Below are 14,261 nucleotides of genomic sequence, written 5' to 3'. Positions count from 1 at the left end.
GCCGGGGCCCGGGGTTAATGTCCCCTTACCGGTCCGTTTTCTTAATGTGCACCTTCGTACACTCGGCCGGTCGTGTACGAAGGTCCACTTCAAATTCCTCAATGAATCCGGTAAGAACTAATAGGCGCGCCGTGTTCCGTCCCATCGAACGCGAGGATCATAATGTCGGACTACCGATCAGAATCGGATTTCGATCACCATTCGGCGGAATACGCAGCCGATCCCTGGGCCGTGAATATCGCGATGAACACCCACGCTCCGGTGTCCTACAGCCGGCACCACGGCGGCTTCTGGCTGGTCGCCGGATTCGACGAGGTGTCCCAGGTGGCGCATCATCCGGAGCTGTTCTCCTCGGCACACGAGCTGCCCAATACGCCTGGTAGGCCGCTGGGCACCGTCGTCCCGCCCTCATCCTTCCGCGGCCTGCCGCTGGAGATCGATCCGCCCGAATACAACGAGTGGCGCAAGGCCCTCAATGTCTTCTTCTCCCCGCCCGCCGCGCGCCGCCTGCGGCCGCGCATTCAGCGGTACGCCTCGTGGTGCGTGGACAAGCACATCGAGAGCGGTGAGATCGACCTGGTCCTGGACCTGTCCAATCCGGTGCCCGCGCTGATCACCCTCGACATCCTTGGCCTGCCGATGGACGACTGGCGCCGGTACGCCGACGTGCTGCACGCGCTGGTCTACACCCATCCCGGCACCCCCGAATTCGACCGTGTCGAGGCCGATTTCGCCCATCTCATCGATACGATCCGCGCGTTGATCCCGAAGCGCCGCGCCCATCCGGGCGACGACTTCATCAGCTTCCTGACGCAGGTGGAGATCGCGGGGGAGAAGCTCGGCGACGAGGATGTCGTCGGGGTCTGCAATGCGGTAGTGCCCGGCGGGGTCGACACCACTACCGCCCTGCTCGCCTCGACCTTCGACCACCTCGATCGCCACCGGGACGCCAGGCGGCGGCTCATCGAATCGCCCGAGATGATTCCCCGCGTATGCGATGAATTCCTGCGGTATTTCACCCCGGTCATGGGAGCGGGCCGAACCGCCATGGCCGATACCAGCATCGGCGGCTGCCCCGTGCACAAGGGGGAACGGGTCCTGGTGTCCTGGGCCGCGGCGAATCTGGATGCCGAGGTCTTTCCCGATCCGGAGGTGCTCGACTTGGATCGGGACGCCGGCAAGCAGGCGGCATTCGGGATCGGCATCCATCGCTGCATCGGCCGGCATATCGCCCGCATGGATTTCGAGGTGGTGGTCGGCGAAGTGCTCACGCGCATGCCGGACTATCGGATCGTCGAGGGCGCCGCCGAGAAATATCCGACGGTGGGGCAGATCCACGGCTATATGCGGATGCCCGCGCGGTTCACGACCGGGGAGCGGGTCGGATCGGGCACATCGAGCGTCCCGCTGCCGGCAGACCTGCCGGATCGGTCCGGAATCTAGACGAGTAATGCAGGAGAGGACATGGCACAGCAGTCCAGAGTTATGCGCTTGGGGGCGATCATCGATGGTCCGGGTGGTCACATCGCCGCGTGGCGGCACCCGCTGGCCCGGCCGGACGCCCAGCTCGACTTCGACTTCCACCGCCGCAATGTGCTGACGCTCGAGCGCGGCGTATTCGACTGCGTCTTCGTCCCCGATGTCGTGGCACTGTGGGGCACCGATGTGGAACACCTGAGCAGGACCGCGCGCAACGAACACTTCGAGCCGCTCGCGCTGCTGTCCGCATTCGCCGCCGCCACCGAGCACATCGGTCTCGCGGCGACCGCGACGACGACCTACAACGACCCCTACGACATCGCTCGCAAGTTCGCCTCCCTGGATCACCTCAGCGGTGGCCGCGCCGGATGGAACGTGGTGACCTCGGCCGCGCCGTGGGAGTCGCGCAATTTCGGTTTCCCCGAACATATGGAGCACGATCTGCGCTACACCCGGGCGGACGAATTCATCGCGGTGACGAATCGGCTCTGGGCATCGGGCGCCGAACCGATCGACCACACCGGGCGCTTCTTCAGCGTGCGTGGTCCGCTCAATGTTGCGACGCCGCCGCAGGGCCGTCCGGTGATCTTTCAGGCGGGTGCGTCACCGGTGGGACGGGAATTCGCGGCTCGGCACGGGGAGGTGCTGTTCACCCGCCACACCCGATTGTCGGACGCCCAGGAGTTCTACGCCGATCTCAAGGCCCGGGCGGCCGCACACGGGCGCACTCCCGAGTCGATTCAGATCTGGGTCGGCCTGCAGCCGATCGTCGCCGCGACCGAGGCGGCCGCCCGCGATCGCCTGCGGGAACTGCAGGAGCTGATGCCCGATATCGTGGCGCTCCGGGCACTGCAGGATCAGCTCGGCGACGTGGACCTGACCGGCTATCCGCTGGACGGGCCCGTCCCGGAGCTACCGGTGTCCAATCACTCGCACAGCACCGCGCAACGTTGGATCGACCTGGCGCGCAGGGAGAATCTGACGCTGCGTCAGCTCTGCCTGCGCACGGCCGCGGACATCGTCACCGGCACGCCCGAACAGCTCGCCGACCATATGCAGGCCATGTTCACTCAGGGGGCGGCGGACGGGTTTATCGTCGACTTCCCCTATCTGCCAGGGTCTTTGGACGATTTTGTCGATCATGTCGTACCGGAGCTGCGGCGTCGGGGACTGGTGCGGACCGAATACACGGACGGGACGCTCCGGGACAATCTCGGCCTGGCGACGGCCTCGCTGGCAGGTGCGCGATGAGCATTGTGCTGTTCGGCCGGCTGGTGGCCGGTTCGGGTGAGAAATGCTGGGGTAGAACGGGATTCGTTCAGGCGATGGAGCAGGCCCGGGCGGCGCGCGAGGCCGGGATCGATGCCCTGCTGCTGTCCGACCGGCAGTCCGCGGGCCCCGACGGCCCGGCCGCGTTCGAGGCCGGCACGCTGGCGGCGGCCTTGGCGGTGGCGACCGACGGGATCGGGCTGGTGCCGTCGATCTCGACCGAACATCTGGCGCCCTATCACGTTGCGCGGCTGCTCGCCACGATCGATCAGTTCAGCGCGGGCTGGTCGGGCTGGGAGATCGGGGCGCCCGGTACGGCGGCCGACTCCGCCAACTATCACGCTCGCGACCTCGCCCCCGCGGCGTCCCAGCGGGCCCGTGCCGACGAGTTCGCCGGGGTGCTGGCCGGGCTCTGGGACAGCTTCGAGGACGACGCCTTTCTCCGAGACCGGGATTCGGGCATCTACTTCCGGCCCGAGCGGCTGCGCAGTCTCGATCATCGGGGCGAATATTTCGATGTGGCCGGCCCGCTCAATATCGCCCGCCCCCCGCAGGGGCATCCCGTGCAGGTTCGCCGCGTCACGTCGGGCGCCGACATCGCCTCGGCGGGCCGATTCGCCGACGTGGTGCTTCTGCCGTCCGAATTGTCCGGCGCCACAGCCGATCTCGATTGGGCGCTGATGGATGCCTGCCGTGCGGCCGGACGAACCCGGCAGGACGTGCGGCTGCTGGTGGAGCAGCGGGCCGGCATACCGGTCGATCGGCTGTTGCGGGCGGCCGAAACGGGACCCGCGGACGGCTTCGTCCTTGTCGCAGCCGCCGATGCCGCGCAGGCGATCGTGCTGGAGTTCGCGCACGCCGTGCGTCAGCGGATTCCCCAGGCGCCGGGTGACACACTGCGGGCGCGCCTGGGATTGCCGCGGCCGGCCGGTCGGTCGGCGGCGGCCTGACATGCCCGTCGCCCGGCCGGTGCCCGGCCGGGCGACGGGTCGCGGGTTCACTCGAGAAGATGGGACCGCAGCGCCCGGTGATCGTCCTCGGTCCAGCCGTGCCGCGTGAGCCACCGGCGCACCCCACCGAATCGTTCGTCGATGGCGTCGAGCAGGTCGTGCATGTAGGCGGGCCGGGGGACCAGGCTCGACAGCGGCCTCGCGGCCATGTCGGCGGCGTACAGGGGATTGCTGCGCAGCCGCGCCACGATCTCGGTGATCCGCTCGCCGGATCGGACGTAATCCGCGACGATGGCGTCCCTGCTCACCCCGACCGCCTCCAGGGCGAGCGCGCAGACCACCCCGGTGCGGTCCTTGCCCACCGCGCAGTGCACGACGGTGGCGCCGGTGCCGCGCGCTATGATCCGCAGCGCCGCGACCACCGAATCGGGTCGCTCGGTGCAGTAGCGGAGGTAGTGGCCGGTCGAACCCATCGGCTTGGTTCGGCCGCGCTCGGCCGAAGTGTTCCAGGGTAGCGCCCTGCCGACATCGACCTTGTCCGGATGCGATGCCGATTCCGTTGCGGCACGTGGCTTTACGCCTCCCTCGGCGAACAGGGACAGCTGCTGGATCCGCACACCGGGAATATGCGTGAGCGGCCCGGGGCCGGTGCGCCGGACCTCCGCTGCACTGCGCAGATCGACGACGTCCCGGACGTTCAGCGATCGGGTGAGGAGTTCGACGTCGTCGGCGGTCAGATCCTGCAGGCTGCCCGCCCGGAGCAATCGGCCGTAGCGGGTGACACCGTTCGAGGTGGTGGTCAGCCCGCCCAGATCGCGGACGTTCACCGCGCCCTTCAGATCGATCCATGGGGCGGGGTTGTTCATCGTGACTCCTGGACCGTCGTGGGGAGCGGCAGTGGCCGCAGATCTGTGGCCTCCGATCGGCCGGAGCCGATCCATCGCGCGACCGGTCGATCGGGGGAGTAGGCGGGCCAGCCGGGATCGCCGCGGCGGGCCAGACCGACGAGCGCGCGCTGTTCCCGTGCTCCGACGACGCGGTCGGCGTCGGTGCCGTCGGGTCCCGCCGTGTCGCAGAACAGCGCCGAGGTGTCCGCGGCATGGACGGCGCGCCGGGCGATCGAAGGGTATCCGGCCAGATGCGAGGTGCTCGGGTGATAGTCGAATACCTGGGCCCAGCACGGTCCACCGGCCGTGTGCAGCGCGTTCAGCAGGCGTTCGGCCGGGCGGACGTAGAGTTCGGCCGAGAGCCGCGCAACCTTCTCCCGACGTGTCGGCTCATCTCCGGTGCCGAAACGTGCGGCGTAGGTGGTGTCGACCGCCGTGCCGCCCTGGACGATCTCCAGAATCCCCGCTTCCTCCGACGTGACCGACACCAGCACGGGAACGGTGGCCGTGCGGTCGGCGATCGCCCGCAGCGGTGCGGCCGGGACCAGATCGCCGTCGATCACCGCCTGATAGCGCACCGGACCGGTGCGCAGGGTCTGTGAATGGATATACCGCAGTGCCACATTCGTCGCATCCGGCAGATCGCCGGGGCCCTGCACGAGATCGCCCGCGGCGGTCAGGAATCGCCCGGAGAGCTCGGCCGCGTCGTCGGGGCGGTGCGCCAGCTCGGCGTGGCCGCTGTAGACCGCGGCCTGGTGGAACAGCCCGGCCGCCGCGGGTATGCCGAGCAGCGTCGCCACATCGGAGGCGCCGGTCGACAGCCCGAAGAGGGTCACATTGCCCGGATCGCCGCCGAATCCTGCGATATTGTCTCGAACCCATTCCAGCAGCAGAAGTTGGTCTCGCACACCGAGATTGGTGCTCATATCGAACTTCGGGTCCAGCCCGGCCAGCGGCAGCCAGCCCCAGGGGCCCAGGCGGTAGTTGGCCGTCACCACGACCAGGTCGTGCCTGCCCGCATATGCCCACGGATCGACTGTCCGCATCGTCCCGCCGACCATGTGCCGACCGGGATGGAACCACACCAGCACCGGTTGTCTCTCGGCGCGATCCGGTCGTGCCGACCAGATATTCAGGTTGAGGCACTCTTCGTGCTGTACCGCCTCCGGATACAGCGGGCTCCACCGCTGGGGCGTCACCTCCATGGGCACCTGCCAGCTGACCGGCCCCCACCGGGTGGTGTCGATCGGCTCGGCCGACGCCGCCGTCGCCGGGCGCGCCGGCTGAAAGCGCGCCGGAATACTGCCGTACGGAATTCCCCGCCAGTTCGGCACGCCGCGATCGAAAAATCCGCGTACGCGCCCCGAGGTCGTCTCGATCACGAACATGATGTCTCCTCGTCTCCGGAACTTACAGGCGCCGGGCGATTTGCACGAATGTCCCCGAGGAGGTTCGGACGCTGCCGCCCAGGTTCTCGATCACATCGCGCAGGCATTTCAGCAGAGCCGCGCGGCTATGGGGCGCCAGTCGCTGGTGATCACTGAACGTGCAGATCAGCCCGATCCAATCCTCGGTGCTCAAGGTCAGTTCCCAGCGATAGGTCCGCTGGCCCGCGGAAGCGAAATCAATATTATTCACCAGCGGGTCGCTGATACTTTCAGTACTTTTCTGCCTACCGCCGCCCACGGATGCTTCCGGTGCATATTTATTGTATATCTTAACGAACTCCTCGAGTATCGAATCTTCCAGGACGTGGAAGCTCCAGAAGCGTGCGATATGACCGCCGGAGGGCAGGATATTTGCCGCCTGGCGCGCGCCTCTCTCCGGATCTACCCAGTGCCAGGCATCGGCGCTCACGATCAAATCGAATCGCCGAGTTCCCGGATCCCAGGTCTCGAAGTTCGATATTTCTACAGGAATGCCCTTGTTTTGCGCTAGGCGAGCCATACGCTCGTCCGGCTCGATTCCAAGGGTAGGCAGGTCGCGGGCGGACAGTGCCGCAGCAGCTTTTCCGGTTCCGCATCCGACGTCGAGTACCGAGGTCGGTTTCAGCTGTTGCAGGTCGCTTATCAGCTCTTGCGGATAGTCCGGACGATACCTGTCGTAGCGCCCGGCCCCAGCGCCGAACGACTCCGCGCGCTCGCGGTCGCGATGGCGTGTGCTGAAGGACATGTCAACAAATCCTTTGCTCCTCGAACTGAAATGGCGCCAGGTGGTATTCGCGTCAGTTCATATCTATCTGTGGTGCGACCCGTTGTACAGTGAACCTTCGTACAGCGCTGCTGATGCCCCGGGAACTCCGGGTGATCGGCCTGTTATGATGCACAAACATTCTGCGCATGTGGAGGGGTTGTGACGGATCTTGATTCGGCTGCGGTGCGGGCATTCGTGACTGCGGTCGACGAGGGACAGTTCAGCAGTGCCGCGGTGATGTTGGGAATCACGCAGCAGGCAGTATCCAAGCGTATCGCCAAGCTCGAGAGCGATCTCGATGTGCGACTGTTCGACCGGTCGCGATCGGGGAACACGCTTACCGCCGCAGGTCTGGAGATGTTGCCGTACGCTCGGTCGATGCTGGCCGCCGCCGACAGGACGATAGCCGCGGCGCGGTCGGAGTTGCGACCGTTGCGAGTCGCGATCGTCAGTGAGCGGCAGGCGACCTCGCAGTCCGTGGAGTATTTTCTGGCGCGCAATCCGGAGTCGGATATCGAAATCATGATATCCAAAGCCTTTACCACCTCCCGGGATACGTTGCTGAGCGGTCGGGCCGATGTGGCGCTGGCCCGACCGCACGGCGGCCCGCGGTCCTTGCCGGCGGGAATCAGCGCCGTCCCGGCGTACGTGGAGCCCTTGTGCATGTTGGTCAACAAGAACCATCCGCTGGCGGCCAGGAAGTCGGTGGCATTGGCCGAAATCGAGCCCCATCCTGTTTGGGTACCGGGCGCTTCAGTATCCTCGGAGTGGGCCGACTACTTCCGGGAGCTGAGTGAATTCAGTGGTATTCGTGTTACGACCGGCTGGGAGCCGGACCTCGAGTCGGTACCAGGATCCAATGGTGACAACGGGAACAGTCTCCCGAGTCTGAAAACCATGCTTGAATGTATCGCGGTTTCCGACTCCCTGGCAACGTTCAGCGGCGATGGGTTTCTTCCTCCTTGGAACCCTCATATTCGGAGGTTGCCGATCACCGATCCCACCCCGGCGTATCCTTACGCGCTGCTGTGGAAGACTTCCAATGTTCACCCGACACTGCCGCATCTGATCGCTCACTTCCGCGAGAGCTACAATCGAGACACGGCAGCCGACTGCTGGATTCCCGAGGTGGACCGGGGCACTTTTTTATCGTGATCTTTCGTTCACCCGAGCCCTGCTGTTGTCCAGTAGCGCGATTGTATCGGCGGTGGTGCCGAGTTCGCCCAGCTGGGGAAATATTTGTTCTATGCACGTACTCATGCGCCTGCAGCGTGAAATCGGCCATCGTGGCCGGTGGTACGGGTGTCCGTAGGTGAGTCGGATCGCATCGCCTTCGAGTGGTCGGGAAATATCAACGCCGTCGATCTCCGCGCCGATGCGCCCGGTGACAGGGTGAACGGTGATGTCAGTCATTGCGCGGTGCGTCCTGGAGTTCCCTGCTATTCGGATCGATCGAGGTTCGACTAGCGTTATATCGCGATTTCAGATATAGCCGGGTCGGATGCCGATGTATAGTGCACCTTTGTACAGTCCGTTCGCAGACGTACCAAAGTGCACTTTGCGCTTTCGCAGCTACCGGTGAAAATGGACAATCATCAGGTGTCCAGTGTTTGGCTGTGGGAGGACGAGATAATGTCGGAGGGCTCGCCGCCACCCCTCGTCGATGTGAAAGTCATCGATATCGCAACCCTGCTCGCGGCGCCGTTCGCTGCGGCCATGCTGGCTGATTTCGGCGCCGAGGTGATCAAGATCGAGCATCCCTCAGGAGATCCGCTGCGCGGTTACGGCCACCACTGTGACGACGTTCCGCTGCTGTGGAAGGTGGTCAACCGCAACAAGAAGAGCGTGGTCCTGGATCTAAAGGATCCGGAAAACCGCGAGAAATTTCTCGGTCTCATCGCCGACGCCGATGTGCTGATAGAGAACTTTCGGCCCGGCACGCTGGAACGCTGGGGAATTGCTCCCGATGTGATGCATCGGGTCAATCCGCAATTGGTCATCACCCGCGTAACCGGATTCGGGCAGGACGGCCCCTACGCGGGCCGTCCTGGGTTCGGCACCTTGGCCGAAGCCATGAGTGGCCTCGCGGCGATATCGGGCGATCGCGACGGCCCGCCCCTGTTACCGGCGATTCCACTGGCCGATGCGCTGGCGGGGATGCAAGCGGCCTGCGCGACGCTGATCGCCCTCCATGCTCGCCGGAGCCTGGGCCGAGGACAAGTGGCTGACGTGGCGATCACCGAATCAATGATCGCGGCGATGGGTGCGCAGGTGACCGCCTACGAGAAACTGGGGCTCAAACCGCAGCGTGTCGGAAATGGATCGGACAATACCGCCCCTCGCAACGTGTACCGGTGTGCGGACGGCCGCTGGGTGGCAGTTTCGGCACCTGCGCTATCGGTGGCTGAGCGAATCGTCCGGCTTGTGGGGAGGCCCGAGTTGACCGACGAACCGTGGTTCGCCTCCGGGCGCGGCCGGGTGCTGCATCGGGAGATGCTCGACGATGTGGTCGGGCAATGGATCGGGCGGATTTCTCGCGACGAGGTGATCACCGCATTCGAAGCGGCCGGCGCAGCGGTCGCGCCAATCTACGAGGTCGACGACATTCTGCGGGATCCACATTTTCAGGCGCGGCGCACGACGGTGCGTGTGCCCGACAGTGAGCTCGGAAGCATCTGCATGCCGAATGTGGCGTTCCGGTTGTCTGCGACCCCGGGCCGGATCCGGTGGACGGGCCCGCGCTTGGGCGAGCATACCGATGATGTCCTGAACGGAGGCCACCGATGACCACCACCGTCGAGGATCAGCGCTGGCAACTGCTGGATCCGTCGATCGATCCCGCCGACCCCGATGAATACCTTCGCACCGCGATTCGGTGGCATTTCGGTGCCGACACCGGGGCGCCGTTCTGGCTGCGGCGGATGAGGCAGCTGGATTTCGATCCGCTGTCCGATATACGAACATTCGAGGATCTTCGGCGCTTCCCGAATATCGTGGACGAGCTGCGCACCGTTGCAGTCGAGGACCTTGTACCGCGTGGATACGGTCCCAACCCGCCAGCTCCTCGGGTATTCGAAAGCGGTGGGACGACTGGCGCGCCGAAGCGTGCGATCCTCATGCCCGACTGGATCTCCAGTGCGGTGGATCGGATGCTGCGGGGACCGCAGTTCGAGGGTCGGGAACCGTCCAATATTCTGGTGCTCACACCGACCGGACCGCACAAGATCGGCAGTATGTACGATTACATTGCCGAACGCCAGAATACAATAAAGTTCTGTATTGATATGGATCCGAGGTGGGTAAAGAAACTTGTCGCCGACAACAGGTCTGATCAGGCTGCGGCGTATGTTCAGCATATTCTCGATCAGGCAGACCATATTCTGGCGACCCAGCGTGTAGGCCTGGTGGTTACTACGCCACCGGTACTGCGTGCAATTATTCATAGGCCGAGGCTGGTCGAGCTCATAAATACTAAGGTTGATTTGATTTTCTGGGGCGGCGCGCATATGACCGTCGACGAGCGATTCATGCTGCGTCACGAGTACTTTTCGAACGTTCGCATGATAAGCAGATACGGTAGCTTGATGATCCTGGAGAGCGCCACGGAGCGTCCGGGATCGAGCGCCGACGAAGATATCATCTACGATCCACGCAGCCCCGTGGTGACATTCGGGGTGATCGATCCCGCGACTGGGCGGCCGGTCGATTATGGCGAACGCGGCCAGATTGTGATGAATCATGTCAGTAAAGGCATGTTTCTGCCGAACAACCTCGAGCGTGACACAGTGATCCGTGTCCGTGGACGTACTGGGCAGATCGGTGATTCCGTATCTTCTCCTGCGCCGGTCGAAACTTTCGGTGGCGAAATGGTCATAGAGGGTGTCTATTGATGCTGCTGGAATGTGCATCGGCGGCTGCTGGAAGGAACAAGAATTATGACAATATCGTCGGCGCTTCGGATCCTTGTCATGTCTATTGCGGCGCTCGCATCGGCCTCATGTGCAAATGGGGTCGGCGCCACACCGAGCAGGTCCGTCGCACCTATCGATCTCGCCGCATTGCCCCAGGAGTCGCTGACGGTGCAGTCCATGATACCGGCGACGGCGGTCGAATTCCCTGTGACCAGCCCGGATTTGGCGAATGGTAAGTCGTTTCCGATCTCCGAAATGGCCGGGCCATCGAACCATTGCAGCGGAGCGGGAGCTGACCAGGTGCCGCGAATCCGATGGGGTAGCCCGCCGGTTCGGACGAAAAGCCTCGCGGTCACCATGTTCGATCCAGACGCGGCCAGCGGTTCCGGGCTCTGGCACTGGATAGTGTGGAATATTCCGCCGACCGCTACGAGTGTCGGCGACCGACTTCCTCCAGCGGCCGTAGTGGGAATCAACGATATGAATATTCATGGCTACGTGGGTCCGTGCCCGCCGCCTGGGGATGCGGCACACCACTATCGGATCTCTGTACTTGCCTTGGATACGTCGGAGCTTGCCATGCCTGACGATGCGCGGCCGGTACAAGTCGGCTTGATGATGCACGCACATATCGTCGGGTTTGGGCAACTCACGGCGACAGCTCAGCGCTGAGCCACAGTCGGTGGATCTTCGTCGATCTGACAGCGGTGCGGAGATGCGGGCGGCGCGGCGACCTTCTACCTGCCGATAGCGAAAGGGCTCGGTTCCGTCGTGGACGTTCTTGCCATCCAGTACCCGGGTAGGCAAGACCGGCTCCGCGAACCAGGCATCACCGACTTGGCTTACCTCGCTGATCTCATCGCCGCCGAATTGGCCTGCCTTGACGATGGCCTGCCAGCCGTATTCTTCGGCCATAGTATGGGAGCGATTCTTGCCTTCGAGGTCGCATGGCGGCTCGAGAACAGTGGGCGAGTGCCTCGTTCCGAAAGGTTGGCGGCGTAACCGGGTGTCGCTTTGATCGCTGGCGTTCGGCTGATGATGCTGGCTACCTGAGGCGGTGCCGATGGCCAGGAAGCCTGAAGCGTTCATGCGTGCGGTGCCCCCACCGGCAGAAGGGCGGGAGTTACAGCGGATTGCGAAGCGCGCTGTAAACGACCTGTGCGGGTGCGGCGTGCGAACGTGGTGTTGGCCTCGTAGCAGCGTCAGTCAGTGCCGCTGATCGCGAAGCTGATGCAGGGTACCGAAGACTACGTGCGTGGGAGTGATCCACGACTTCAACGACCACGGGTTCGCGGCGCTGGACCCAAAATGGAGCTGGGGCAGACCGAGCAAGACCGATATGGCCACGCGAGAGCCTATCGGTCAGATCGCCCGGTGCTGTCCACACGCCCCTGGGTGGCCCCTGGTCGCCGAGTTGGAGAAGGTGTTCGCCGTGGCCGGCGGTCCGCCGCGAGCGCCGCGGATGGACAACGGGCTGGAGATGATTTCCCATGCGCTGCAACAGTTCTGCGCTGACCATGTGGGTATCGTCTACATCCCGCCGGATCCCCAGAAAGAACAGCAGCCGCGCGGCACACGGCCACCCCAACTCACCCGGACGTCGGGGCACACGATAGTCGCCGTGGCCGACCAGCAGGTGTGCGGGTCTGTCACCACCGGAAGCGAACTCGGACATTCGTTTTCGTCCTTCGTCGCTGAGCTGGTCAGAGTCGGCTGGGGTCGTTGGGAACCAGTGGATGCGGTTCCCCGGTGAGGACCGACACGGCTAGTGCGACTTCCTCGACGGAGGCGCGAGTGTAAGAGCGTGTCTGAAACTCTGGGAGGGAGGTTGGCGCGTCCGCAAGAATGTTGTGTCCGGAGCGGCAGCACAGGCAGCGACAGTTGTGACATCATGTGCCCATGAAGCGATTTACGAAGGAGGATGGCGCGTAAGCGGCCGTCCCAGCTCCGTGCCGTCGGCCGTACCTCTCGGAGGCAGCCGCGCAGAGCGTCAGAACCTGGTCTTGCACGTGGCTCCGGCATGCTCGCAGCCGCAGTCGCCCGTTTGGAACGTGACCGGCTCTGGTCCGGCGCAGTGGCACAAGCCCTTCGCCAGTGGTCGCGGATAGCCCATCGTCGCGGTGTCACGCTCTCCGGCGGCTGCGGCTGCCCGTTGTGCAATCCCTTCTACAAGACCGAGGAACGCGCAGTCCTCGAAATCGCCCTGCACGCCCTGCCTCATCAAGCGGCACGCGACCTACGACGCTTGGTCGAACCGCTCGATGAGCTCTATATCGCACACACTTGGCCCGACCCCTCCGCCCCGCCCGACGACGGGTGGTGGGCACGGCGATGCCGGGGCTGACTTCTCCGATCAAGCATCTCGAACGTGGCGGGACGAGAGTTCCTCATCCACAGGTCTGAAACTCTGGGTTCGGTCGGCGTGTGACGCGGGGATGCCGGGGGCTCCCGGTAGGAGTGGTGGTTGCGAAGCCTTCCGTTCCTCCGAGAGCCCGTGTGTCAGTGTCGCTTACCTGTGTTTGTTCATCGTGCCCGACCCACCGCGAGTCACCCGTGTCGTTGCCGAAGTGCCCTTTTTACCCGTCTTCTTCGTCGCTCGACGACGAGTGGGAGATCCTGCAGCGGTTGCTGCCGCCACCGGGCAGCGCCAAGGGCAAGGGTGGGCGACCGGAGAAACATCCCCGCCGTCTAGTGCTCGATGCCATCTTCTACGTCGTGCGCGGCGGTATCGCATGGCGACAGATGCCCCGCGATTTCCCGCCGGCCAAGACGGTCTACGCCATCTTCCGCCGATGGGCGAAAGCCGGTGTGTGGCAACAGGTCCACGATGCGCTCAGGGATTGTGTCCGGATTGCGGCAGGCCGTAGCCCGCTACCGACTGCGGCGATCATCGACTCCCAAACCGTGCGCGGCGCGGACACCGTCCCCAACATCGGCGCCGGTTACGACGCGGGTAAGAAGACCAAGGGCCGCAAGCGTCATATCGCGACCGACACGCTCGGACTGTTGCTCGCCGTCGTCGTCACACCGGCCGACATCCAAGACCGCGACGGTGCCCACCGGCTCCTGGCAGCGCTACGCGCCCGATTCACGACAGTGTCCCATGTCTGGGCCGATGGCGGCTATGCCGGGCGACTGGTGACCTGGGCATTTCGGGTTCTCGCGCTAACCGTGGAGGTCGTCAAACGATGCGACGACATCAAGGGATTCGTTATTTTGCCGCGCCGTTGGGTTGTGGAACGAACATTCGGGTGGATCACCAAGCATCGCCGCTGCGTCCGCGATTACGAGACTCTGCCCGAACACCATGAAGCGATGGTCCAACTCGCCATGATCCGCACCATGACCCGACGCCTCGCTCGCACCACCGACGAGAACCTATGAGTTTTCAGACACGCTCTAGGTGCCGTGGCCGCGCCGATCAGGCGTCGGGTGCCGGTTTCCCCGTGGATGGTCAGCTCGGCCGCGCGTTCCATGGCCGCGGCGGCGGCGGCATGGTCCGCGCGTCCGTATGCCCGTGTGGCCGCGGACTCCAGGTCGTCGGCGATGGTGTCGTCCGCACTGGTGGCCGC

12 protein-coding genes and 1 pseudogene are annotated in these 14,261 nt (G+C 64.5%); 10 read left to right on the top strand and 3 right to left on the bottom strand.

Going from position 1 to position 14,261, the window contains the following annotated elements; all coding sequences use genetic code 11:
* Nucleotides 1-243: 243 nt before the first annotated feature.
* From KO481_RS42115 to KO481_RS42105, 3 genes are read left to right on the top strand one after another with little or no spacing between them, the layout of a single operon-like run.
* Nucleotides 244-1,443, top strand: coding sequence for a cytochrome P450 (locus KO481_RS42115; protein ID WP_245402306.1), 1,200 nt, complete (start codon nt 244-246; stop codon nt 1,441-1,443).
* 21 nt (nt 1,444-1,464) lie between these two features.
* On the top strand, nt 1,465-2,730 hold the full coding sequence (locus tag KO481_RS42110) for an LLM class flavin-dependent oxidoreductase (protein WP_215924284.1): 1,266 nt from the start codon (nt 1,465-1,467) through the stop codon (nt 2,728-2,730).
* On the top strand, nt 2,727-3,698 hold the full coding sequence (locus tag KO481_RS42105) for an LLM class flavin-dependent oxidoreductase (RefSeq protein ID WP_215924282.1): 972 nt from the start codon (nt 2,727-2,729) through the stop codon (nt 3,696-3,698). The genes KO481_RS42110 and KO481_RS42105 overlap by 4 nt, the downstream gene beginning before the upstream one ends.
* A gap of 47 nt (nt 3,699-3,745) precedes the next feature.
* Here KO481_RS42105 and KO481_RS42100 read toward each other — a convergent pair whose 3' ends face one another.
* From KO481_RS42100 to KO481_RS42090, 3 genes are read right to left on the bottom strand one after another with little or no spacing between them, the layout of a single operon-like run.
* Nucleotides 3,746-4,564, bottom strand: a complete 819-nt coding sequence (locus KO481_RS42100) for a tyrosine-protein phosphatase (RefSeq protein WP_215924280.1) — start codon at nt 4,562-4,564, stop codon at nt 3,746-3,748.
* Nucleotides 4,561-5,973 carry a carboxylesterase family protein gene (locus tag KO481_RS42095; protein WP_215924278.1) on the bottom strand — a complete coding sequence of 471 codons (1,413 nt, stop codon included), beginning with the start codon at nt 5,971-5,973 and terminating at the stop codon, nt 4,561-4,563. The genes KO481_RS42100 and KO481_RS42095 overlap by 4 nt, the downstream gene beginning before the upstream one ends.
* 22 nt (nt 5,974-5,995) lie before the next feature.
* A complete protein-coding gene (locus KO481_RS42090; RefSeq protein ID WP_215924276.1) occupies nt 5,996-6,757 on the bottom strand; it encodes a class I SAM-dependent methyltransferase in 762 nt (253 codons plus the stop codon).
* 180 nt (nt 6,758-6,937) lie between these two features.
* Here KO481_RS42090 and KO481_RS42085 point away from each other — a divergent pair, with 180 nt between their 5' ends.
* From KO481_RS42085 to KO481_RS42055, 7 genes and pseudogenes are all read left to right on the top strand, one after another.
* Complete coding sequence (locus KO481_RS42085) at nt 6,938-7,933, top strand: LysR family transcriptional regulator (protein WP_215924274.1); 996 nt, start codon at nt 6,938-6,940, stop codon at nt 7,931-7,933.
* 444 nt (nt 7,934-8,377) lie between these two features.
* The gene (locus KO481_RS42080; protein ID WP_308166997.1) at nt 8,378-9,565 is read left to right on the top strand and encodes a CaiB/BaiF CoA transferase family protein; all 1,188 of its coding nucleotides are present in this window, start codon (nt 8,378-8,380) and stop codon (nt 9,563-9,565) included.
* On the top strand, nt 9,562-10,668 hold the full coding sequence (locus KO481_RS42075; protein WP_215924272.1) for an acyl-CoA synthetase family protein: 1,107 nt from the start codon (nt 9,562-9,564) through the stop codon (nt 10,666-10,668). Before KO481_RS42080 ends, KO481_RS42075 begins: the two co-directional genes overlap by 4 nt.
* A gap of 45 nt (nt 10,669-10,713) precedes the next feature.
* The gene (locus KO481_RS42070) at nt 10,714-11,361 is read left to right on the top strand and encodes a YbhB/YbcL family Raf kinase inhibitor-like protein (RefSeq protein WP_215924270.1); all 648 of its coding nucleotides are present in this window, start codon (nt 10,714-10,716) and stop codon (nt 11,359-11,361) included.
* 54 nt (nt 11,362-11,415) lie between these two features.
* Nucleotides 11,416-11,691: pseudogene (locus KO481_RS42065) on the top strand (thioesterase II family protein); the annotation flags it as partial.
* Between the two features lie 253 nt (nt 11,692-11,944).
* Nucleotides 11,945-12,442 (top strand): transposase family protein, encoded by a 498-nt coding sequence (locus tag KO481_RS42060; RefSeq protein WP_215924268.1) that lies wholly within the window; start codon nt 11,945-11,947, stop codon nt 12,440-12,442.
* An 800-nt stretch (nt 12,443-13,242) separates the two neighbouring features.
* Nucleotides 13,243-14,073: an IS5 family transposase gene (locus KO481_RS42055; RefSeq protein ID WP_215924266.1), complete on the top strand. Its 831-nt coding sequence runs from the start codon at nt 13,243-13,245 to the stop codon at nt 14,071-14,073.
* Nucleotides 14,074-14,261: the final 188 nt, after the last annotated feature.

The organism is Nocardia albiluteola (assembly GCF_018860155.1).
GTDB lineage: Bacteria > Actinomycetota > Actinomycetes > Mycobacteriales > Mycobacteriaceae > Nocardia > Nocardia albiluteola.
Note: the sequence above shows the minus strand (reverse complement) of the source record. Positions and strands in the feature narration are given on the sequence as shown.

What these genes read in the sequence shown, in the direction of transcription:
- KO481_RS42095 (WP_215924278.1), bottom strand. Translation starts at nt 5,973, where the DNA reads ATGTTCGTGATCGAGACGACCTCGGGGCGCGTACGCGGATTTTTCGAT.
- KO481_RS42075 (WP_215924272.1), top strand. Translation starts at nt 9,562, where the DNA reads ATGACCACCACCGTCGAGGATCAGCGCTGGCAACTGCTGGATCCGTCG.
- KO481_RS42100 (WP_215924280.1), bottom strand. Translation starts at nt 4,564, where the DNA reads ATGAACAACCCCGCCCCATGGATCGATCTGAAGGGCGCGGTGAACGTC.
- KO481_RS42070 (WP_215924270.1), top strand. Translation starts at nt 10,714, where the DNA reads ATGACAATATCGTCGGCGCTTCGGATCCTTGTCATGTCTATTGCGGCG.
- KO481_RS42110 (WP_215924284.1), top strand. Translation starts at nt 1,465, where the DNA reads ATGGCACAGCAGTCCAGAGTTATGCGCTTGGGGGCGATCATCGATGGT.
- KO481_RS42105 (WP_215924282.1), top strand. Translation starts at nt 2,727, where the DNA reads ATGAGCATTGTGCTGTTCGGCCGGCTGGTGGCCGGTTCGGGTGAGAAA.
- KO481_RS42115 (WP_245402306.1), top strand. Translation starts at nt 244, where the DNA reads ATGAACACCCACGCTCCGGTGTCCTACAGCCGGCACCACGGCGGCTTC.
- KO481_RS42090 (WP_215924276.1), bottom strand. Translation starts at nt 6,757, where the DNA reads ATGTCCTTCAGCACACGCCATCGCGACCGCGAGCGCGCGGAGTCGTTC.